At 67.2% G+C, this 21,235-nt stretch carries 16 protein-coding genes; 9 read left to right on the top strand and 7 right to left on the bottom strand.

All coding sequences use genetic code 11. The features are described 5' to 3' along the window. Window positions 1-3: 3 nt before the first annotated feature. From BSY238_RS02365 to BSY238_RS02380, 4 genes are all read right to left on the bottom strand, one after another. The gene (locus BSY238_RS02365; RefSeq protein ID WP_083223888.1) at window positions 4-1,461 is read right to left on the bottom strand and encodes an efflux transporter outer membrane subunit; all 1,458 of its coding nucleotides are present in this window, start codon (window positions 1,459-1,461) and stop codon (window positions 4-6) included. Then, the gene (locus BSY238_RS02370; RefSeq protein ID WP_069037736.1) at window positions 1,448-4,588 is read right to left on the bottom strand and encodes an efflux RND transporter permease subunit; all 3,141 of its coding nucleotides are present in this window, start codon (window positions 4,586-4,588) and stop codon (window positions 1,448-1,450) included. The genes BSY238_RS02365 and BSY238_RS02370 overlap by 14 nt, the downstream gene beginning before the upstream one ends. Before the next feature lie 11 nt (window positions 4,589-4,599). Continuing rightward, window positions 4,600-5,805 (bottom strand): efflux RND transporter periplasmic adaptor subunit, encoded by a 1,206-nt coding sequence (locus BSY238_RS02375; RefSeq protein ID WP_069037737.1) that lies wholly within the window; start codon window positions 5,803-5,805, stop codon window positions 4,600-4,602. Window positions 5,806-6,151: 346 nt separating this feature from the next. Beyond that, complete coding sequence (locus tag BSY238_RS02380; protein WP_069037738.1) at window positions 6,152-6,829, bottom strand: TetR/AcrR family transcriptional regulator; 678 nt, start codon at window positions 6,827-6,829, stop codon at window positions 6,152-6,154. A 146-nt stretch (window positions 6,830-6,975) separates the two neighbouring features. Between BSY238_RS02380 and cobA the strand changes: the two genes are divergently transcribed. Then, complete coding sequence (gene cobA / locus BSY238_RS02385) at window positions 6,976-7,782, top strand: uroporphyrinogen-III C-methyltransferase (RefSeq protein ID WP_069037739.1); 807 nt, start codon at window positions 6,976-6,978, stop codon at window positions 7,780-7,782. A gap of 284 nt (window positions 7,783-8,066) precedes the next feature. Here the strand turns inward: cobA and bamC are convergent, their stop codons facing one another. From bamC to BSY238_RS02400, 3 genes are all read right to left on the bottom strand, one after another. Further along, entirely contained in the window at window positions 8,067-9,239 is a 1,173-nt protein-coding gene (bamC, locus tag BSY238_RS02390; protein WP_069037740.1) for an outer membrane protein assembly factor BamC, read from the bottom strand. Window positions 9,240-9,249: 10 nt separating this feature from the next. Further along, window positions 9,250-10,128 carry a 4-hydroxy-tetrahydrodipicolinate synthase gene (gene dapA, locus BSY238_RS02395; protein ID WP_069037741.1) on the bottom strand — a complete coding sequence of 293 codons (879 nt, stop codon included), beginning with the start codon at window positions 10,126-10,128 and terminating at the stop codon, window positions 9,250-9,252. Between the two features lie 156 nt (window positions 10,129-10,284). Beyond that, window positions 10,285-11,166, bottom strand: coding sequence for a histone deacetylase family protein (locus BSY238_RS02400; protein ID WP_069037742.1), 882 nt, complete (start codon window positions 11,164-11,166; stop codon window positions 10,285-10,287). A 162-nt stretch (window positions 11,167-11,328) separates the two neighbouring features. Between BSY238_RS02400 and BSY238_RS02405 the strand changes: the two genes are divergently transcribed. From BSY238_RS02405 to mnmC, 8 genes are all read left to right on the top strand, one after another. Beyond that, window positions 11,329-12,240, top strand: a complete 912-nt coding sequence (locus BSY238_RS02405; protein WP_069037743.1) for an AAA family ATPase — start codon at window positions 11,329-11,331, stop codon at window positions 12,238-12,240. Then, on the top strand, window positions 12,240-13,193 hold the full coding sequence (locus tag BSY238_RS02410) for a DUF58 domain-containing protein (RefSeq protein WP_069037744.1): 954 nt from the start codon (window positions 12,240-12,242) through the stop codon (window positions 13,191-13,193). Before BSY238_RS02405 ends, BSY238_RS02410 begins: the two co-directional genes overlap by 1 nt. Next, complete coding sequence (locus BSY238_RS02415; RefSeq protein WP_069037745.1) at window positions 13,190-15,178, top strand: transglutaminase TgpA family protein; 1,989 nt, start codon at window positions 13,190-13,192, stop codon at window positions 15,176-15,178. The genes BSY238_RS02410 and BSY238_RS02415 overlap by 4 nt, the downstream gene beginning before the upstream one ends. Further along, on the top strand, window positions 15,175-16,197 hold the full coding sequence (mltB, locus tag BSY238_RS02420) for a lytic murein transglycosylase B (protein ID WP_069040395.1): 1,023 nt from the start codon (window positions 15,175-15,177) through the stop codon (window positions 16,195-16,197). The genes BSY238_RS02415 and mltB overlap by 4 nt, the downstream gene beginning before the upstream one ends. A 50-nt stretch (window positions 16,198-16,247) precedes the next feature. Beyond that, window positions 16,248-16,634 (top strand): hypothetical protein, encoded by a 387-nt coding sequence (locus BSY238_RS02425; RefSeq protein WP_069037746.1) that lies wholly within the window; start codon window positions 16,248-16,250, stop codon window positions 16,632-16,634. A 165-nt stretch (window positions 16,635-16,799) separates the two neighbouring features. Next, window positions 16,800-17,117, top strand: a complete 318-nt coding sequence (sugE, locus tag BSY238_RS02430) for a quaternary ammonium compound efflux SMR transporter SugE (protein WP_069040396.1) — start codon at window positions 16,800-16,802, stop codon at window positions 17,115-17,117. Window positions 17,118-17,438: 321 nt separating this feature from the next. Further along, the gene (gene lysS, locus BSY238_RS02435) at window positions 17,439-18,938 is read left to right on the top strand and encodes a lysine--tRNA ligase (protein ID WP_069037747.1); all 1,500 of its coding nucleotides are present in this window, start codon (window positions 17,439-17,441) and stop codon (window positions 18,936-18,938) included. 346 nt (window positions 18,939-19,284) lie between these two features. After that, window positions 19,285-21,156: a bifunctional tRNA (5-methylaminomethyl-2-thiouridine)(34)-methyltransferase MnmD/FAD-dependent 5-carboxymethylaminomethyl-2-thiouridine(34) oxidoreductase MnmC gene (gene mnmC, locus BSY238_RS02440; protein ID WP_069037748.1), complete on the top strand. Its 1,872-nt coding sequence runs from the start codon at window positions 19,285-19,287 to the stop codon at window positions 21,154-21,156. Window positions 21,157-21,235 lie beyond the last annotated feature (79 nt).

Below are 21,235 nucleotides of genomic sequence, written 5' to 3' on the forward strand. Positions count from 1 at the left end.
CTTTCAGCGCGCTGCGGTCGGCGTGTTCTCGAGTGTTTCGGCCGGGCCGCCGGTTTCGATGCGGCCGCTCCAGCCGCCACCGAGTGCCTGATAGGTATTGACCAGCGCGGTGACGCGGTCGAGGCGGCTGGCGATCAGCTGACGCTCGGCCGACAGGCGTTCGCGTTCGGCGTCGAGCAGCACGAGGCGGCTGGCGTTGCCGGCGTTGAATGACAGTTCGGCCAGATCGCGCGCGCCACGCGTGGCGTCGGCCAGTTTCACCGTCTCGTCCATCGCCTCGCGCGCGCCGCGTGCCGCGGACAGCGCGCCGAGCGCATCGGCATAGGCCTGACGCGCGGCCTGCTGATAGGTCTGCGCGATCTGCGCACGTTCGGCTTCCGACTGCGCAACCAGCGCGCGCGTGCTCAACAGGCCGACCAGCGGCTGTGCGATCGCGGCGCCGACACTCCAGGTGCGGGCGGACGCCGACACGAGGTTGCCCAGCGTGGCGCTTTCGCCACCCAGTGCAGCGGTCAGCGAAATGGTGGGCATCCACTGCGTGCGCGCCACTTCGACGCTCAGGCTAGCGGCGGCGAGATTGGCTTCGGCAGCGCGGACGTCGGCACGACGTGCCAGCAGATCGGACGTCAGGCCCGACGGAATCTCCGGCTGCACGGCGAGCGTCGACAGCGCGAGGCCGCGATCCGGCATCTTCTCGACCAGTTCGCGCGGTGAGCGACCGAGCAGCACCGACAGCGCGGTTTCCGCCTGTTCGCGCGCGCTGCGCGTGGTCGCCAGCGACGCGGCCACACCGGCCCGTTCGGAGCGCGCCAGTTCCAGGTCATAGCGGCTGATCGCCCCACCGGCGAACTGCTTGTCGCGCAGCGACAGCGCGGATTCGCGGGTGGTCAGCGTCTGCGTCAGCAGTGCCTCGTCGGCATCGAGTGCGCGCAGACTGAAGTAGGCGCGTGCCACCTGGGCGCTGATCGAGGCGCGCAGCGCTTCCAGCGCATAGCGACTCGATGCGAGTTGCTGGCGCGCCACGTCGCGCTGGCCGGACAGTCGGCCGAACAGGTCGAGTTCGTACGACGCGTTGAAGCCGCCGATGACCGTGTTGTACTGGCGCGGCCGGTTCGGGATCGGCCGCTCGTTGCTGAACTGCTGGCGCGAGCCGGACAGCGACAGGTTTGCATCGGGCAGGCGGTTGATTCGCACCAGATCGAGCGTGGCCTGCGAAGCCTGCACGCGCTGGGCGGCGATCACCATGTCGTCATTGCGCGCCAGAGCTTCGGCGATCAGACCGTCGAGCACCGGGTCACGAAAGCTTTCCCACCAGCGGTCGAGCTCGACCGGCGTCGTGGCGCTGACCGACGGCAGGTCCAGTTCGGGCGCCGGTTTGGGCATCAGCGAGCAGGCGGACAGCAGGCTCGCCGCAAGCAGCGCGCCCAGCGCGCCGCGACGCACGGGTTCAATGAGGCGCATAGGGATTCTCCGGCTTCGGGGGTTCGACTTCTTCCGGCGGTGTGGACAGCCGGCGGTCGACGATGATCTTGTAGAACAGCGGCACGAAGAAGATCGCGAGGAAGGTGGCGGCGATCATGCCGCCGATGACGCCGGTGCCGACCGACACCCGCGCGCCCGCGCCGGCCCCGGTCGAAATGGCCAGCGGCAGCACGCCGAGGATGAAAGCGAGCGAGGTCATGATGATGGGGCGAAGACGCAGGCGCGCCGCCTCGATCGCTGCCGCGGCCACCGCATAGCCTTCCTGGTGCTTGAGCACCGCGTATTCGACGATCAGGATGGCGTTCTTGGCCGACAGGCCGAGCAGCGTCACCAGACCGATCTGGAAATACACGTCATTGGTCATGCCGCGCAGCCACACCGCGGTCAGCGCGCCGAAGATGCCGAACGGCATGGCCAGCAGCACCGAAAACGGCAGCGACCACTTCTCGTACAGCGCGGCCAGGATGAGGAACACCATGACGGCGGCCATGATGAGCGCGATCGATGCCGCGCTCGATACGCGCTTCTCCTGGAAGGCGGCGCCGGTCCATTCGAAGCTGGTGTCGCCCGGCAGCGAACGCGCCAGCCGTTCGACCTCGGCGATCGCCTGACCGGACGAATAGCCGGGTGCCGCCTGCCCCATCAGCCGCACCGCAGGCAGGTTGTTGTAGCGATTCACCGTGTCCGGGCCCGAGCTGTATTCGACCTTGGCAAAGGCGGATACCGGCACCATGTCGCCCGCGGCGTTCTTCACGTACAGCCGGCCGATGTCTTCCGGCGAACGACGGTACTGGCTTTCGGCCGACATCAGCACCTGCCACACGCGGCCGAACTTGTTGAAGTCGTTCACGTAGAAGGTACCCAGCGTGCCGGCCAGCGTGTTGAAGGCTTCGGTCAGCGGAATGCCCAGCGCCTTGGCGCGCTCGCGGTCGACGTCCACGAACAGCTGCGGCGCATTCGGCCGCCACAGCGTCTGCAGTCCGCCGGCCAGCACCGGCGTCTGGTGTGACGAACCTATCAGCGCATTCATGTTCTCGACCAGCCGTTTGGTGCCGCCATCGCCGCGGTTCTGCAGGTAGAACTCGAAGCCCCCGGTATTGCCCAGGCCGAAGATGGCCGGCGGATTGAAGGCCAGCACCAGCGCCTCCTTGATGCCGCCGGTCTTGGCGAACACCTCGCCGACCAGCTGCTGCGTGCTCATCTTGCGTTCGTTCCAGTGCTTCTGGCTGACGAAGATGGTCGCCGCGCTGTTCTTGAAGCCGCCGCCGATGAAGTCCATGCCGGAGAACGCCATCACGTGTTCGTTCGCGTCATTCGACTGGACCGCCTTCATCACTTCGGCCACCACCTTGTCGGTGCGCTCCAGCGTGGCGCCATCGGGCAGGAACACGGCCACGATGAAATAGCCCTGGTCTTCGTCCGGCACCAGCGAGCCGGGCGTCTTGCTCCACAGCCCGATGGTGATGACGACCATTCCGGCGAACAGCAGCACGCCGACCGCCGAGCGCTTGATCATCCAGGTGACGGCACCGGTGTAGCGGTGCGTCACGCGGGTGAACCAGTCGTTGAACCACAGGAAGATACGCGCCTGGTTCTTGTGCTCGTTCTTCAGCAGCGCCACGCACAGCGCGGGCGTCATGGTCAGCGCGACGATGCCGGACAGCACGACCGCAATCGAAATGGTCACCGCGAACTGCCGGTACAGCTCGCCGGTCAGGCCGCCGAGGAAGGCGATCGGCACGAATACGGCGGTCAACACCAGCACGATGGCCACCACCGGTCCGGTCACTTCCTGCATCGCCTGGATGGCGGCGTCGCGCGCCACCATCTGCTGCTCGTGCATGATGCGTTCGACGTTTTCCAGCACCACGATGGCGTCGTCCACGACGATGCCGATGGCCAGCACCATGCCGAACAGGGTCAGCGTGTTGATCGAATAGCCGAGCAGGTGCAGACCGGCGAAGGTGCCGAGCAGCGACACCGGCACCGCCAGCAGCGGAATCAGCGTGGCGCGCCAGTTCTGCAGGAACACGAACACCACGACGAACACCAGGATCATCGCCTCGCCCAGCGTCTTCACCACTTCGGTGATCGACACCTCGACGAAGCGCGTCGTGTCGTACGGAATGGCGTAGGTCATGCCCTGCGGAAAGCGCTCGGCCATTTCGGTGATGGCCGCCTTGGTCACCTTGGCGACGTCGAGCGCATTCGCGCCCGGCTGCAGGAATACACCCATCAGCACCGCAGCCTTGCCGTTGTAGGTGCCGTTGAAGTCGTTGTCCTTCGAACCGAGTTCGATCCGCGCAACGTCGCGCAGGCGCAGCTTCGAGCCGTCGGCATTCGAGCGCAGGATGATGTTCTCGAATTCCTCGACCGTGGACAGCCGGCCCTTGGTGGTAATCGTGTAAACCATGTCCTGGCCGCCGCCGGTCGGCGACTGGCCGATCTTGCCGGCCGCGAACTGCGCGTTCTGGTCGCGCAGCGCGGCGGCGATTTCGGTCACCGTGACGCCGAGCTGGGTCATGCGGTCCGGGCGCACCCAGATGCGCATCGCGTAGTCCTTGGCGCCGAAGATCTGCACATTGGTCGTGCCGGGGATCTTCTTGATGTTGTCCAGCACGTTCAGCGTCACGTAATTGGACGTATACAGGTCGTCGTACTTGTCGTCCGGCGAGTAGAAGGCCAGCACCAGCAGGAAGGCGGACGAGCCCTTCTCCACCGTCACGCCCTGCCGGCGCACCTCTTCCGGCAACCGGGCGTCGGCCTGCTTGACCCGGTTGTTCACGTTCACCGCCGCCTTGTCCGGGTCGGCGCCGATTTCGAAGGTGACCTGTATCTCGACCACGCCATTCGAGGTCGAAGTGGACTGCATGTACATCATGCCTTCCACGCCGGTGATGACGTTTTCCAGCGGCGCGGCAACCGTCTGCGCGATGGTTTCCGCCGACGCACCCGGATAGATGGCGCGCACGGTGACCACCGGCGGCGCGATTTCCGGATACTGCGCGATCGGCAAGGCGCGCATGGCGGCCAGGCCCGCCAGCACCAGCAGGATGGAAATGACGAAGGCGAAGATCGGCCGGTCGATGAAGAAGCGCGAAAACATGTGCGCGCTCCTTATTGCGGCGCGGCAGGGGCTGCTGCGGGCGCCTGACCGTTGTCGATCTGCACCGGCGAGCCGGGCACGAAGATGCGCGCCATGCCGTCGACGATGATGCGCTCGCCCGATTTCAGACCTTCGCGGATCACCCACGCGTTCTCGAGCTCACCGTCGAGTTGCGCCCATTCACCGAGTTTGACCGGTCGCGGCTGCGCCAGCAGCTTGCCGTCGGCGTCCTCGATGACATAGACGAACTTCCCGTTCGGGCTGTCGAGCACCGCACGCTGCGGCACGGCCAGCGCGTCCGGGCGGGTGGCGCCGGACAGCGCAACGCGCACGAACTGGCCCGGAGACAGCTTGCCGTCGCGGTTTTCGAAGGTGGCGCGCAGGGCAAAGGCGCCGGTGCTGGTGTCGGCCTTGTAGTCCTCGAAGCCGAGCCGCCCGGTGCGCGGGAATTCCACGCCGTCTGAGGTACGGATCTTCACGACGAAGCCGGCGTTGTCGAGGCGCAGCAGGCCGCGCGCGATCTCGTCGCGCGTGCGCAGGTATTCCGCTTCGCCGACGCCGAAGTTGACATAGGCCGGATCGATCTGGGCGAGCGTGGTCATCAGGCTGTCGGAACCGGCGACCGCCAGACTGCCTTCGACCTTCAGCGCACGGCCAGCCAGACCGCCCAGCGGCGCGCGCACGTCGGTGTACCCCAGATCGATGCGCGCAGTCTGCACCTGCGCCTCGGCCGACTTGACCGCGGCGCGTGCCAGATCGCGCTGCGACAGCGCGTCGTCCGATTCCTTGCGGCTGGCCGCTTCCGCATCGGCCAGCGGCTTGATGCGCGCGTACTCGCGATCGGCCTGCGCCAGCTGAGCCTTCGCCTGATCGAGCTGCGCTTCGGCGGCGGCGACCCGGGCGCGGTAGGGCGCGGCGTCGAGCCGGTACATCACCTGCCCTTCCTTGATGCGCTGACCTTCCTCGTACAGACGCTTTTCGACGATGCCGGTGACGCGCGCCCGCACCTCGATCTCGCGCGAGCCGGCCACCTGGCCGACATACTCGAAACGGACCGGCACCTCGCGCGGCGCCACCTCGATGACCTTGACGGCGGGCGGCGGCATGCCGCCATTTGCCGGCTTGCCATCCTCGCTGCTGCAAGCCGACAGTGTGAACGCAAGCACCATCACGGACAGCGCGCCCGCGCGCTGAACGACATCCATCGCTTTATTCATGATCCATCCCGGAAGCTGACGCGGCATTGCCGCGCAAAAAATATCGGGCCATGCGTGCGGCAGCCCTGTTATGGCGGGAATTATAAACATACATCCTTGTATGTTTAAATGGATGAATGAAAAAAATTTTCATTCCGATCTCGACGAACGGCACGTGCGCGATCAGACAGGGGGGCCGAAGCCCTTTATCGGTTGCTGCTGCTCAGACAGGACTGGAGGGTTTTCCAACGCTCCCGGCGAATGTCCGCGCGTCGACCTTGCAAATGGCCGCACGCCGAAGGCCGGCCCGCGCCGATCAGCCAGGACGAGGCTGCAGACCGATCGAATTTTCGCGAACCCGCTGGACTCAGATGCCCTGCGCAGGTGCCTGCATGCCGCCGACGATGAAGGGCAGCAGCGAACGCAGCAGCGATTCGGGGTCTTGCGGGGTGGCGGGCGCGCAGTGACCCAACAGTTGCATCACATCGCGACCGGCCATCACGTAGGCCACGATGCCGACGAAGAAGTACATGCGCCGGATCACCTCGTCTTCCGGCAGATCGGGCAGCGCGCGCTGCAGCGCGACCCGATAGCGGTCCATGATCTGCACGTACTCGGCCGGAATGCAGTCATCGCCGGGCTCGAAATAGGCGCGGCCGATCAGTTGCTTGAATACGGCGCCTGACACCGTGTCCTTGCGCGACAGGCGCAGGATGGATTCGATGAATGTCTGCACGATCTGCAGCACGGTCAGCGGCGTGCCGCCCGCTTCGCGCTCCAGTTTGTCGAGATAGTCCGAGCGTCGGCCGTCGGCACCGAGCACGCGCCGATAGATCGCCTCCATCAGATCGCGCTTGGAATTGAAATGGTAATTGATGGATGCCAGCGGCACGCTGGCGGCCTGCGCAATCATGCGCATGGATGTCGCGGCATAGCCCTGCTCGGTGAACAGTTTCTCCGCCGCTTCGAAAATACGTTCCTTCGCGTCTCCGCGCGGTCGGCCTGCAGGTCGTCCATCTTTCTCGATGTCGTCGTCGGATTGCATGCGTACGCCTCTTTTTTCCGCCCCGGAATGTAGCACTGCGCGCACAGCGGCGGTGCATTCACCAACCCTGCACGCAACGGCGCCCACGCTGCGCGCGGCGGCGTCTGCCCGGACCCACATGGCCCCGCGTTTGCTTATGTCGAGCCATGAACCCACACCCTGATCTTTCATCGCGTGCGACCGGCAAGGTGTATCTGATCGGCGCCGGACCGGGCGACCCGGAGTTGCTCACGCTGAAAGCCGTGCGCGTGCTCAGCCTGTGCGACGTGCTGCTGGTCGATGACCTGGTCGATCCGGCGGTGCTCGCGCATGCACGGGCGGATGCGCGCATCGTGCGCGTCGGCAAGCGTGGCGGCTGCCGCAGCACGCCGCAGGCCTTCATCGAGCGTTTGATGCGGCGCTGCGCGCGCGCCGGCCTGACGGTCGGCCGGGTCAAGGGTGGCGACCCCTTCGTGTTCGGCCGCGGCGGCGAGGAAAAGCAGGCCATGGCGCGCGCCGGCATCGCCTGCGAAGTCGTCAGCGGTCTGTCGTCAGGCATCGCGGTACCCGCTTCGCTCGGCGTACCGGTCACGCATCGCGACCTCGCCTGCGGCGTCACCTTCGTGACCGGCCATGCCCGGGCCGACGGCCAGCCCGGACGCGAACCGGACTGGGCGGCGCTGGCGCGCTGCGGCACCACGCTGGTGATCTATATGGGTATGCGCACGCTGGACAGCATCACGCGGGCGCTGATCGATGGCGGTCTGCCGACCGGCACGCCCGCCTGCGCCATCCAGAACGGCACCCGCGGTGATCAGCGCAGCGTGGTGGCGACCGTCGCGACGCTGGCGGCCGAGGTTTCAGCCGCCGGTCTCGGCAGCCCCGCCATCGTGGTGATCGGTGAAGTGGTCAGCCTTGCTGACGCCGCTGCGCGGTTTGATCTGCCGCATGAAAGCACGCAGATGGCGGGCTGAGCCCGAGGGCTGCCTGTGGGAGTCGGCAGCCTTGTGGGAGCGGCGGCCTTGTGGGAGCGGCGGCCTTGTGGGAGCGGCGGCCTCGCCGCGATTGATGCCGCGATGATCGTTGATCAACGCGCCGATCGCGGCGAGGGCGGCGCGGGGGTTTCGGCGAGCACTGCTCGCCGCCCGCAGAGCCGGCTGGCCATGCAGGGCCAGCAGTGGATCGTCGCTCCCACAAAACCGTCACCGCTCCCACAAAACCGCCGCCGCTTCCACAGGGGCGGTTCGGGGCCCGCCGCCTACTTGAGTTGCTCGTGCAGCAACGACAGGATGCGCTTTGCGGTCTTGCTTTCGTCCACGCCGCCTTCCGGCGTCAACACCTGGACGTTGCTCTGCTTGCCTTCGCCCTTGATGTGAATGCGGTACTGGTTTTGGCCGGCTTTCGGATCCGGCTTGTCGTCCGGCATGAAGAACAGCAGCTTGGACAGCACGCCCCCCTTCTTCTCGCCGGCCGTCGCGTCGACTTCAGGATCGACGTAGCGCACGAAATACACGCCCTGCGAACGGTCGCGGTCCTCGACGGTGAAGCCGACACGATCGAGTGCGAGGCCGACCCGGCGCCAGGCGCGGTCGAAACCTTCGTAGATCTGCAGCGTGCCGCCCTTGTCCGCCGTCACCAGCTGCGCACGCTCAGCCACCGGCGGGGCCGCCACCAGCGTCTTGGCCCGTTCGGTGTCGGCGCCCAGACGCACCATCAAACGGCGCAGCATTTCCGCTTCCAGTTCCGGGTCGGCCGGGCGCGGTTGCCACACGGTGCTGTCGCCGCGCTCGTTGATGTACACCTCCATCACACCGCGATGGCTGACGTAGATTTCGGTGGTACCCGGTTCCGCACCGGGTTCGAGACGGGTGCGGTACTTGTCGCGTTCCGGCGTCGAATACAGGTTGTCGAACACCCTGCCGATGGTGTTGCGGATGATGTCGTTCGGAAGCTTGGCGCGGTTCTCGTTCCAGTCGGTTTCCATGACGCCCGCTTCGGGCTGTTCGATGTCGATCAGGAAACCGGTTTCCTGCCAGAACTCCTTCACCTGCGGCCACATCTGTTCAGGGCTCCCGGCGACGACCAGCCAGCGCTGATTGCCCGAGCGCTCGATACGCATCTTGTCGACCTGCGGCAGCACGGCACCGCCCTGCTGCTGGGCCTGCGCCGCCGGCCCGGCGCGATCTGCGTTATAGGCGGACAAAGTGGCCACGTCGCGGCCCGCTGAATCGGGCACGGCATAGCGATCACTGGAGGCCGGCAGCGTGAGGTCGGGCGGCAGGTCGAGGCGCGGACCGCGCTTCTTGGCGGCCGCCTTGTAGTCGACCTTGGTCGATTCGGTGTATTCGCGGACCATCGAGCACGAAGCCGCAAACAAGGCCAGCACGAGGACCAGCAGGGTGCGCAAGGCACCGGACTTCATGTGAATCATCGGTAAAGCCTCAGTTCAGCACGCCGGCCTGCTGCATCGCGGCGCGAACCTGCTGGTGGAATTGCGGTGCCAGTTCGGTCAGCGGCAGGCGAAGCGACGGGCCGATCAGACCCAATTGGTGGACGGCCCACTTCACCGGGATCGGATTGGCTTCGCAGAACAGCTGGCGATGCAGACCGGTGAGCTTTGCGTTGAGTGCGCGCGCCTTGACGGCGTCGGCCGCCAGGGCTGCGGCGTTCATTTCATGCATCAGACGCGGCGCCACGTTGGCGGTGACCGAAATGCAGCCGTGACCGCCCATCAGGATGAAGGCGCAGGTGGAGGCATCGTCGCCGCTGTACAGCGCAAAACCCTGCGGTGCGCGGTTGATCAGTTCGACGCCGCGGTCGAGGTTGCCGGTGGCGTCCTTGATGCCGACGATGTTCGGGATTTCGGCCAGCCGCAGTGTGGTGTCGTTCGCCAGATCGGCCACGGTGCGACCGGGCACGTTGTACAGGATGAAGGGCACATCGACCGCTTCGGCCTGCGCGCGGAAGTGGCGGTACAGCCCTTCCTGCGTCGGCTTGTTGTAGTAGGGCACGACGGTCAGGCAGGCATCCACGCCCACTGCCTTCGCGCGCTGCGCCAGTTCGATCGCCTCGGCGGTCGAGTTGGCCCCGGTACCGGCGATCACCGGGATACGGCCGGCAGCCTGTTCGACGGTGACGCGGATCAGTTCGCAGTGTTCGTCGACATCCACCGTCGGCGATTCGCCGCTGGTGCCGACGATCACGATGCCGTCGGTGCCTTCTGCGATGTGGAAGTCGATCAGGCCGCGCAATCGCGGGTAGTCCAGGCTGCCATCTTCATGCATGGGCGTGACGATGGCGACGAGCGATCCGGTAATCATGAGTGAAGCAGCTTCAGCAGGAAACGCGGCATTCTACCGGAGGCCGCCGGCAAGCCCAACACGCGCGGTGCGTCAGTCTGTAACAAGGCAGAGTCAAGTTTCAAGATGCAAGGCCGGCGCGACTTTCATCTTGCATCTTGAATCCTGCCTCTGCATTCACCCGAGCTCCGCCAGCGCCCTCAAGTGCTCGGTCACGCTGCGGCCCAGCGCCGACAGCGCGTAGCCGCCTTCGAGCATCGACACGACGCGACCCTGGCAGTGCGCCTGCGCGAATTTAAGCAGTTGCGTGGTCACCCACGCGTAATCCGCCTCGACCAGACCGAGCGAGGCCATGTCGTCCTCGTAGTGGGCATCGAAGCCGGCCGAAATGAACAGCATCTGCGGTGCGAATTCCTGCAGCCGCGGCAGCCAGCGCGTGCTGACCGCCTCGCGGAAGCCCTCACCCCGGGTACCGGCGGGCAGCGGCACATTGCACAGATTGCCGGCGAGTGGTTTGTCGCCCGAATAGGGGTAGAACGGGTGCTGGAAGATGCTCACCATCAGCATGCGTTCGTCGCCGGCAACGATGTTTTCGGTGCCGTTGCCGTGATGCACGTCGAAATCGATGATGGCGACCCGCTCCAGCCCGTGCACTTCAAGCGCATGGCGGGCGGCGACGGCGATGTTGTTGAAGAAGCAGAAGCCCATCGCGCGTCCGAATTCGGCGTGGTGACCGGGCGGGCGCACGGCGCAGAAGGCATTGCTGGCCTGACCCGACAGCACCAGATCGGTCGCATGGATGCCGGCGCCGGCGGCACGCAACGCGGCACGCAGCGTACCGGGGCACATGGCGGTGTCCGGGTCGAGATGCACGATGCCGCTGGTCGGTGCCTGATCGAACACCTGTCGCACGTGGGCCGCCGAATGCGCCCGTTCGAGCGCTTCGACGCCGGCCAGCGGCGCGTCGTGGTGGGCCAGACAGATGTCGAGCCCGCTGGCGATCAGGCGGTCCTGTATCGCGCACAGCCGGTCCGGGCATTCGGGATGGTGCGAACCCATGTCATGCAGCGCGCACTCGGGATGTGTAATGTATGCGGTGGTCACCGCGCCTCCTCCATTATTGCAGCGTGCAATGCAACCGTGCCTCTGCGTGCCGTGTCACACCGCGTGAATTCAATCTTGCCCTGCATTATCCCGCCACACCTTAACCCACCTCAAGCCATGTCCGATCCCCGAGCCGTCGTCGTCGCCGCGTCCACCCTCATTCTCGGCAAGCGCAGCCGGCTCGAGCTGGCGCTGACCTGCCTGATCGCCGGCGGTCACCTGCTGATCGAGGATGTACCCGGCACCGGCAAGACGACACTCGCCCACGTGATGGCGCGTCTGCTCGGGCTGGACTTCCGCCGCGTGCAATTCACCAGCGACCTGCTGCCGGCCGACATTCTCGGCGTATCGGTATTCGAACGCGAAACCGGCGCCTTCCGCTTCCACCCCGGCCCGGTATTCACCCAGGTGCTGCTCGCCGACGAGGTGAATCGCGCGACACCGCGCACCCAGAGCGCACTGCTCGAGGCGATGGAAGAGCACCAGGTCAGCGTCGAAGGCGAGACGCGCCCGTTGCCCGAACCGTTCTTCGTCATCGCCACGCAGAACCCGGCCAGCCAGATCGGCACCTATCCGCTGCCCGAATCGCAGCTCGACCGCTTCATGATGCGCATCACCATGGGCTATCCGGACCCGGCGGCCGAACGCGCCCTGCTGACCGGCCGCGACCGGCGCAGCCTGCTGGCCGATTTGGCGCCGGTGGCCGACGCGGCAACGCTGACGGCCTGGCGCACGCAGGCCGAGGCCATTCATGTCAGCGATGCACTGATCGATTACGTGCAGGCGCTGATCGCCTACACGCGCACCGGCGGCGCCTACCGGCTCGGTCTGAGTCCGCGCGCCGGGCTGGCGCTGCTGGCCGCGGCGCGCGCCCGCGCGCTGCTCGATGCACGCAGTCATGTGCTGCCGGAAGACGTGCAGGCGGTGCTGCCGGCGGTCGCGCTGCATCGCCTGCCGATGCTAGAACAGCCAGCCAGTCACGACGATGCCGCCCGCCATCTGCTGCAGGCGGTCGCGCTGCCGATCTGATGCGGGAAGCGATCCGCCGCTGGCTGGCCACCCTGGGCGGCTCGCCCGCGCTGCCGCTGACCCTGGACCGGCGCCGCATCTTCGTACTGCCGACAGGGCCCGGTCTGGCCTTCGGCTGCGCGCTGCTCGCCATGCTGCTGACCGCAATCAACTACACGCTCAGTCTGGGCTTCGCACTGGTGTTCATGCTGGCCGGCCTGGGCCAGGTCGCGCTGCTGCACGCCTTCCGCAACCTGTACGCGCTGAAGCTGCGCGAAACCGTGCCCGAGCCGGTGTTCGCCGGCCAGCACGCGGGCTTCCCGCTGTGGCTGGACAACGATGCCAGCCGGCCACGGCCGGCACTGCAGCTGGCCATGCCCGGTGCCGATCCGGTGACGATAGATCTGGCACCGAAGCAGAGCCGCGCCGTGCTGCTGCACGTGCCGACGACACGGCGCGGCTGGCTGTCGCCGGGTCGCGTCACGCTGAACACCCGCTACCCGCTGGGCCTGATCCGCGCCTGGTCTTACGCCAAGCCGGCACAGCGTTGTCTGGTGCTGCCGCAGCCGGAAAGCGGCCGGCCGCCGCTGCCCGCGACGGCGGCCGGTGAGGCGGGTCTGCGCCCGAGCGGCGACGGCAGCGAGGAATTTGCCAGCCTGCGCGACCACCGCGCCGCCGATTCGCCGCGCCACGTGGCGTGGAAAACTTCGGCGCGCACGCCTGATGCGCCGCTGCTGACCAAACAGTTCGAAGGCAGCGACGGCGGCGACCTCTGGCTGGACCTCGCGCAGTTGCCCGCCACGTTGTCGCTCGAACAGCAGCTGTCGCGGCTGACCGGCTGGGTGATCGACGCCGACGCCGCCGGCCTGCACTACGGTCTGGCGCTGCCGGGTACGCGCATCGCGCCGGCCAGCGGGCCGGCACATCGCGCGCGCGCGCTGCGTGCGCTGGCACTGCACGGACTGCCTACATGAAGTGGCGTCGCACGACCCCGCCCAAGGTGGTGGTCGAACCCCTCGATCAGTCACGCGTCGCCTGGCTGATGGCGGTCGCCGCCTGCGCACTGGTGCCGCACGGCTCGCACCTGCCGGGCTGGCTGATCGCGGTCGCTGCCCTGCTGTTCACCTGGCGGCTGGCGCAGTGGAAGCTCGGCTGGCCGGGCGCCAGCGGCCTGGTCAAGCTGCTGGTAGTGGTCGCCTGCTGCGCCGGCGTGTCACTCACGTTCGGCCGCCTGTTCGGTCGCGAACCCGGCGTGGCGCTGCTGACGCTGATGCTGGTGCTCAAGCTGCACGAACTGCGCAGCACGCGCGACGGCCACACTGTCGTGCTGCTCGGCTATTTCATGCTGCTGACCGCCTTCCTGTATTCGCAGACACCGGCCATGGCAGCCGCGCTCGGCGTGTCGATGACTGTCATCACCGCGGCGCTGATCGCACTGACCGGCCCGCCTGCCGCGCCACGCGCATTGCTGCGCCACGCCGTATGGCTGCTGGCGCAGGCGCTGCCCTTCATGCTGGTGCTGTTCGTGCTGTTCCCGCGCGTGCCGGGCCCGCTGTGGGGTCTGCCACTCGACGCGTACAGCGGAACGTCCGGCCTGTCCGACTCCATGGCGCCCGGCTCGATTTCACAGCTGAGCCTGTCCGGCGCCATCGCTTTTCGCGTGCGCTTCGAAGGCGATGCGCCGCCGGCACGCGATCTTTACTGGCGCGGCCCGGTGCTGAGCGCCTTCGACGGGCGCACCTGGCGGCAGGGCAGTAGCGCGCAGCGCATCGGCGACGGGGTACCGCATCCGGTACCCGGGCGTCCGCTGGGCTATGAAGTCACGCTGGAGCCACACAACCGGAACTGGCTGTTCGCACTCGAAACCGTCACCACCCTGCCGGCCGGAGTGCGGGTGAGCGACGATTGGCAGGTGCTCGGTCGCGACGGGGTGCGCACCCGGCGGCGCGACCGCTTCGAATCGGTGCTCGGCGCGCGGCCGGGCATCGAGGAATGGAGCGGTCATCTCGACGCGGCCCGCCAGTTGCCGCGCGACGGCAACCCGCGCGCGCGGCAACTGGCGCAGACGCTGCGCGCCGCCTCGCCGGCCGACACGGTGGAGGCCGGCCTGCGGCTGTTCCGGCGCGAAGCCTTCGTCTATACGCTGACGCCGCCGCTGCTCGGCGAGGACGGCATCGATGCCTTCCTGTTCGACACCCGGCGCGGTTTCTGCGAACACTACGCCGGTGCCTTCGTGTTCCTGATGCGCGCTGCCGGGCTGCCGGCGCGCGTGGTGACCGGCTATCAAGGCGGCGAGCGCAATGAGGTCGACGACTATGTCGTGGTGCGCCAGTCCGATGCCCACGCATGGGCCGAAGTATGGCTCAAGGGCGAAGGCTGGCGCCGCGTCGATCCGACCGCGGCCATCCTGCCGTCGCGCGTCGAACGCGGTCTGGCCGACCTGCCGGCCGGAGAACCGGTGCCCTTCGTCGCGCGCGTCGACCTCGGCTGGTTGCGCTCGCTGCGCCACCAGTGGGAGGCCGCCAACAATGCATGGAACCAGTGGGTGCTGTCGTATGACCAGCAGAAGCAGCGCGAGCTGCTGAGCCGGCTCGGCATGGCGCAGCCTGACTGGCGGCTGATGACGATATGGCTCGCGTCGCTGTGCGCGCTGTTTGCCCTGGCGCTCACACTGTGGGCGATGCGGCGCAGTGTGTCGGCCGATGCGCTGGCGCGCGCCTGGAACGCGGTCGACCGTGCATTGCGTCCGGCCGGCCTGGGCCGCGACACGTGGGAAGGGCCGCTCGACTACGCGGCACGCGTCGGCCGGCTGCGACCCGATCTGGCACCCACGCTCGCCCAAGCGTGTAGACTTTATGCCGATGCCCGCTACGGCGCGGCCCCGCCCGCCGCTGCGGCCCGCGAACTCAAGGCCTGCGCCAGCGCGCTGCGCCGCCAATGCACACCGCCCCGCCGATGACTTCACGTTTCATTCCAGACGCCTTCTCACGCCGCCATTTCGTCCTTGGCAGCGCCGCACTGATTGCCGCCGGCCGTTTGCCGGCGCAGGCACCGGTCACGGCCGGCTTTGCCGGCCGTGACGACGTGCGCACCTTCTGCGCCGAACTGGCCGGCGCCCATGGCTTCGACGAAGGCTGGCTGCTGACCCAGTTCGCGCCGGTGCAGCCACAACCGAAGGTGATCGAACTGATCCGCCCGCCGACGAAGCCGGGCGTGCGCTCCTGGCAGCGCTATCGCGGTCGCTTTGTCGAACCGCTGCGCATCCGCGAAGGGCGTGCCTTCATGGACGAATACGCCGCAACGCTGGCACGTGCGGAACAGCAGTACGGTGTGCCGCCGCACGTGGTCACCGCCATCATCGGGGTCGAAACGATCTATGGCCGCCATACCGGCAACTTCCCGGTCATCGGCGCACTGGCCACGCTGGCCTTCGACTATCCGCCGCGCGCCGAACTGTTCCGGCGCGAACTGGGCGAACTGTTCCTGCTGGCGCGCGACCAGCAGCGCGACGTGGCCAGCTATCGCGGCTCCTACGCCGGCGCACTCGGCTACCCGCAGTTCCTGCCCAGCAGCTGGCGACGTTATGCGGTCGATTTCGACAACGACGGCCGGGTCGACCTGATCGACAGCCCGATCGACGCCATCGGCAGCGTCGCCGCCTACCTGAAGGAACATGGCTGGGAGCCGGGCGAACCGGTGGTGCAGCGCATCCTGGTCGATAGCAGCACGGTTGCGCCGCTGATCGAATCGGGCATCGAGCCGGTAATCGACACCGACCGCCTGCTGGCCAGCGGCATCCGACCGCTCGGCCGCGAACTGATTGCCAAGCCGGCGGCCGTGGTCGATCTGATCACGCCGGATGCGCCGACCGAATACTGGCTGGGCTTCAGGAATTTCTACGTCATCACCCGCTACAACAAGTCGAGCTTCTACGCGATGGCCGTGCATCAGCTGAGCGAGGCACTCACGCGTGGCTGAACCGTGCACATGACATTGCAGCCAGCCCCCACCCGAACCGGAACCTGACCATGACCCGCCTTCTGCTCGCCGCCGCGCTGGGCGCCGTGCTCTGTTCGCACGCCAGCGCCGACGACGCCTCGCTGACCGGCCGCTGGACGGGTGACTACAAGACCGACGAAGGCATCGACCGCGAAGCGGAATTCGTCGTGACCGAAGGTGGTGCGACCTGGACCGGCAAGCCCAAGGGCAGCGCCGGCCGGCAGAACCCCTGCTTCAACCGCGCCTTTCCGGTGCTGATCGAGGGCGATGCGGCGGGTGCGTTGTCGCTGTGGGTCAAGGCGAGCCAGGCCTTGCCGCTGTGCAAGGACCTGCGGCTGCAGCTCACCCGGGTGTCGCCGACCCGGCTCGAAGGCCGGTTCAAGTCAGGTGCGCCGGTCTGGCTGGACAGACGCTGACACCACCCGGGGATCACTGCATTCGATACAGCGGGTGGGCGCGGACGACGCGGCTTGACCCGCGCATCGAATGAAACCATTATTCACCCCATGCAACAAAGCGCCGGGACGACCCGGTCGCCTTCATTCTTCCGGGGACGGCCCCGGATGTCCGGAGCAGTCATCATGTCGTGGGTCATCCTGTTCATCGCAGGTCTGTTCGAGGTCGCCTGGGCGATCGGTCTGAAATACACCGACGGTTTCAGCAAGCTGTGGCCATCGGTCGGCACGGCGGCTGCCATGCTGATCAGCGTGGTACTGCTCGGGCTGGCCATGCGCACGCTGCCGGTCGGCACCGCCTATGCGGTGTGGACCGGCATCGGCGCAGTCGGCACCGTCATCCTGGGCATCGTGCTGTTCGGTGATCCGGCCAATGCAGCGCGTCTGGCCTGCGTCGCACTCATCGTCGCCGGCATTCTGGGGCTCAAGCTCACGTCGGCCTGACTGCGGCGCGGGAGCGGGCTGTGGGAGCAGGCTGTGGGAGCAGGCTGTGGGAGCAGGCTGTGGGAGCAGGCTGTGGGAGCGGCGGCCTCGCCGCGATACGCACGCTGATCATCGACCATCGCTGCTCGATCGCGGCGAGGCCGCCGCTCCCACAGGTCGTCGCTATCACCAGCAGCCATTCCCACAGGGACACTGCTCCTGATCAGGCGACCCGGGCCGTCCGCTGAAGACCGCACTTGTGCCGGCCACCTGCAATCGGCGAAAATCCGCGGTTTTGGCTTGCGCGCGAATGCGTGCAGGCTTCATCCATCCGAGCCCGCCATGACCGATTCCGCTGCACTGCCGCCCGACGAAGAAAACCACATCATCGCGGAGCGGCGCGAAAAACTGCGCCAGTGGCGCGAAGGCGGCGCGGCCTATCCGAACGATTTCAGCCGCACCCACTACGCGGGCGAGCTCACCGCGCAGCACGCCTCGACCAGCGGCGAAGCGCTCGAAGCGGCGCCGGAACACGTGCAGCTGGCCGGCCGCATGATGCTCAAGCGGGTCATGGGCAAGGCCAGTTTCGCGACCTTGCAGGACATGTCGGGTCGCATCCAGCTGTACATCACGAATGACGGCGTCGGCGAAGAGGTGCATGGCGCGTTCAAGCACTGGGATCTGGGCGACATCGTCGGCTGTTCCGGCGTACTGTTCCGCACCCGCACGGGTGAGCTGACGATCAAGTGCGACAGCGTGCGCCTGCTGTCGAAGGCGCTGCGCCCGCTGCCGGAGAAATTCCACGGGCTGGCCGATCAGGAAACCAAGTACCGCTTCCGCTATCTCGACCTGATCACCAACGACGCGTCGCGCAACACCTTCATAGCGCGCAGCCGCCTGATGAGTTCGCTGCGCGCCGAAATGACGCGCCAGGGTTTTCTCGAAGTCGAAACGCCGATGATGCATCCGATCCCCGGCGGCGCGGCGGCCAAGCCGTTCAAGACCCACCACAACGCGCTCGACATGGAGCTGTTCCTGCGCATCGCGCCCGAGCTGTACCTGAAGCGCCTGGTGGTCGGCGGTTTCGAGAAGGTGTTCGAGGTGAACCGCAACTTCCGCAACGAAGGCATCAGCCCGCGCCACAACCCCGAATTCACGATGATGGAGTTCTATCAGGCCTATGCCGATTACCGGCATCTGATGGATTTCACCGAATACCTGCTGCGCCATTGCGCCGAACAGGCGCTGGGTACAACGAAGTTCATGTACCAGGGCCGCGAACTCGATCTCGGCCAGCCCTTCCACCGCTTGACCATCGTGCAGGCGATCCAGAAGTACAACCCGCAGTATTCCGACGCCGATCTGGCCGACGAAGCCTTCGTGAAGAAGGCGATCAACACGCACGGCGAATCGGTCAAGCCGGGCGGCCTCGGTTCGCTGCAACTGCAGCTGTTCGAAGCCTGCGCCGAGGCGCAGCTGTGGGAGCCGACCTACATCATCGATTACCCGGCCGAAGTGAGCCCGCTGGCGCGCCGCTCAGATACCCAGCCTGACATCACCGAGCGCTTCGAACTGTTCATCGTCGGCCGCGAAATCGCCAACGGTTTTTCCGAGCTGAACGACCCGGAAGACCAGGCGGCGCGCTTTCTCGACCAGGCGAAAGCCAAGGACGCCGGTGACGAGGAGGCGATGTTTTTCGACGCCGACTACATCCGCGCACTCGAGCACGGCCTGCCGCCGACCGGTGGCTGCGGCATCGGCATCGATCGTCTGGTCATGCTGCTGACCGATTCATCCAATATCCGCGATGTCATCCTGTTCCCGCAGATGCGCAGGGAATAGCTGCATGGGCTGCGGCGGTATGCGGACCCTGTGGGAGTGACCCTTGTGGGAGCGGCGGCCTCGCCGCGATCAGTGCAGCGATGTTCGAATTGCAGCGTGCGGATCGCAGCGAGGGCGGAGCGGGGGTTTCGGCGAGCACTGCTCGCCGCCCGCGGAGCCGGCTGGCCATGCAAGGCCAGCCGTGGAACGGAGCGGGGGTTTCGGCGAGCACTGCTCGCCGCCCGCGGAGCCGGCTGGCCATGCAGGGCCAGCAGTGGATCGCAGCTCCCACAGGCCGCCACCGGAACTCCGGCGCATCTGCATTCATCACATGTGCCGCTGCCGCATTCGGCAAAAAAGGTCCTGAATGTCCCGCCCGCTTGAACCGCTGCAGCCCGCCACGCTGACCTTCGACGATGAAGGCACGCCGCGCTCGTCGCTGTTCGACGACCGCTATCACTCCTGCGAAGGGCCGCTGGCCCAGGCACAGTTCGTGTTCCTGGGCGGCAACGGTCTTCCGGAGCGCTGGGCAGGACGCGAACGCTTCGTCGTGCTGGAGACGGGATTCGGCCTCGGGCTCAATTTTCTCGCCACCTGGCGCGCCTGGCGCGACGACCCGTCACGCTGCACCCGGCTGCACTTCGTATCGATCGAGAAGCATCCGGTCGCCCAGTACGATCTCGCGACCTACTACCAGCGCGCGCTGCCGCAGGACATGAGCGACATGGCGCAGCGCCTGGTCGAACGCTGGCCGCTGGCGGTGGCAGGCGTGCATCGCATCGAGTTCGACGGCGGACGCGTCGTGCTGACGCTGGCTTTCGGCGAGGCCGACGCACTGCTGCCGCAACTTGCGCTGCGTGCCAACGCCCTGTATCTCGACGGTTTTTCGCCGGCGCGCAACCCGGACATGTGGTCCGAGCGCATCTGTCGGCACCTGAAGCGTTTGAGCGCGGACGACGTGACGCTGGCGACCTGGACCGTATCGGCGGCGCTGCGGCGGGCGCTGGCCGAGCACAGTTTCGTCACCGAAAAGCGGCTCGGACTGAAGCCCAAGCGGGACATGCTGACCGGCGCGCTGCATCCGCAGGCGCAGGCGGCCGCGCTGCGCCACCGACCGCAAGCCGGCACGCCCCGGCGCGTGGCGGTGATCGGCGCCGGGCTGGCCGGCTGCGCGCTGGCCGAGCGGCTGGCAGCGCGCGGCATCGAAGTGGTGCTGATCGAGCGCCACGCCGAACCGGCGCAGGAGGCCTCGGGCAATTCGGCCGGCGTGCTGCGACCCATGGTGGCGCGCGACGACAGCTTCGCCGCGCGCTTTTCGCGTGCCGCCTTCCTGCATGCGTCCAACCATCTGCGGCGGCTCGACGGCGAGGGGCGCCCGCTGAAATGGGGCCCGACCGGCGTCATGCAGATCGCGCAGGATGCCGAACAGGAACAGATGCAGCACGCGCTGTGGGCGTCGCACGCCCTTCCGGATGCGCTCGTCCGTCACCTGTCCGACTGGGAAATGACGCGGCGCGTCGGCTACACGGTTCCGCGCGGCGGCTGGTGGTTTCCGCGCGGCGCGTGGGTCAATCCGCCCAGCCTGTGCGAAGCCAATCTGGAACGCGCCGGCGACGCGCTGACCCGGCTGTTTTCGAGCGAGGCCATCGGTCTTGCACACGACGGTGCCACCTGGCAGGTCAGCGCCGGCGATCGCACGCTGGTCAGCGCCGACGCGGTGGTGCTGGCCAATGCGTCGGACGCGGCTGCGCTGTCGCCGCTGGCGCTGCCGCTGATCCGCATCCGCGGCCAGGTCACCCGCCTGCCGCGCGCGCTGCTGCCGCAGCTGCATGTCACGTTGTGCTGCGACGGTTATCTGTGCCCGACACCGGATGGCGACCTGAACCTGGGCGCCAGCTTCGACGTCGGCGACGAAGACGTCAGCGTGCGCGGCGACAGCCATGCCGGCAATCTGGCACGGCTAGAGCGGCTGCTGCCGGACACGGTGCTGATGCCCGACGTGCGCAAGCTCACCGGTCGGGTCGCTTTCCGCACCGCCACGCCCGACCGCATGCCGCTGATCGGCGCCCTGCCCGGCCAGCCCGGTCTGTACGCCTTCACCGGGCTGGGTTCGCGCGGACTGGTGTGGTCGCCACTGGGCGCCGAAGTTCTCACGGCTCGACTGTGCGGCGACCCGATGCCTGTCGAGAATGAACTCGCATCCGCAATCGCACCCGCACGGTTCTTCGCTCCGGGGTGATCTGGATCAACCTTTCATGTGGGCCGGAAAGGTTTTCTGCAGATTGCTTCGTGCGAGCCGTAATTCACACAGCGGCAAA

The sequence above is a fragment of the Methyloversatilis sp. RAC08 genome, assembly GCF_001713355.1.
GTDB lineage: Bacteria > Pseudomonadota > Gammaproteobacteria > Burkholderiales > Rhodocyclaceae > Methyloversatilis.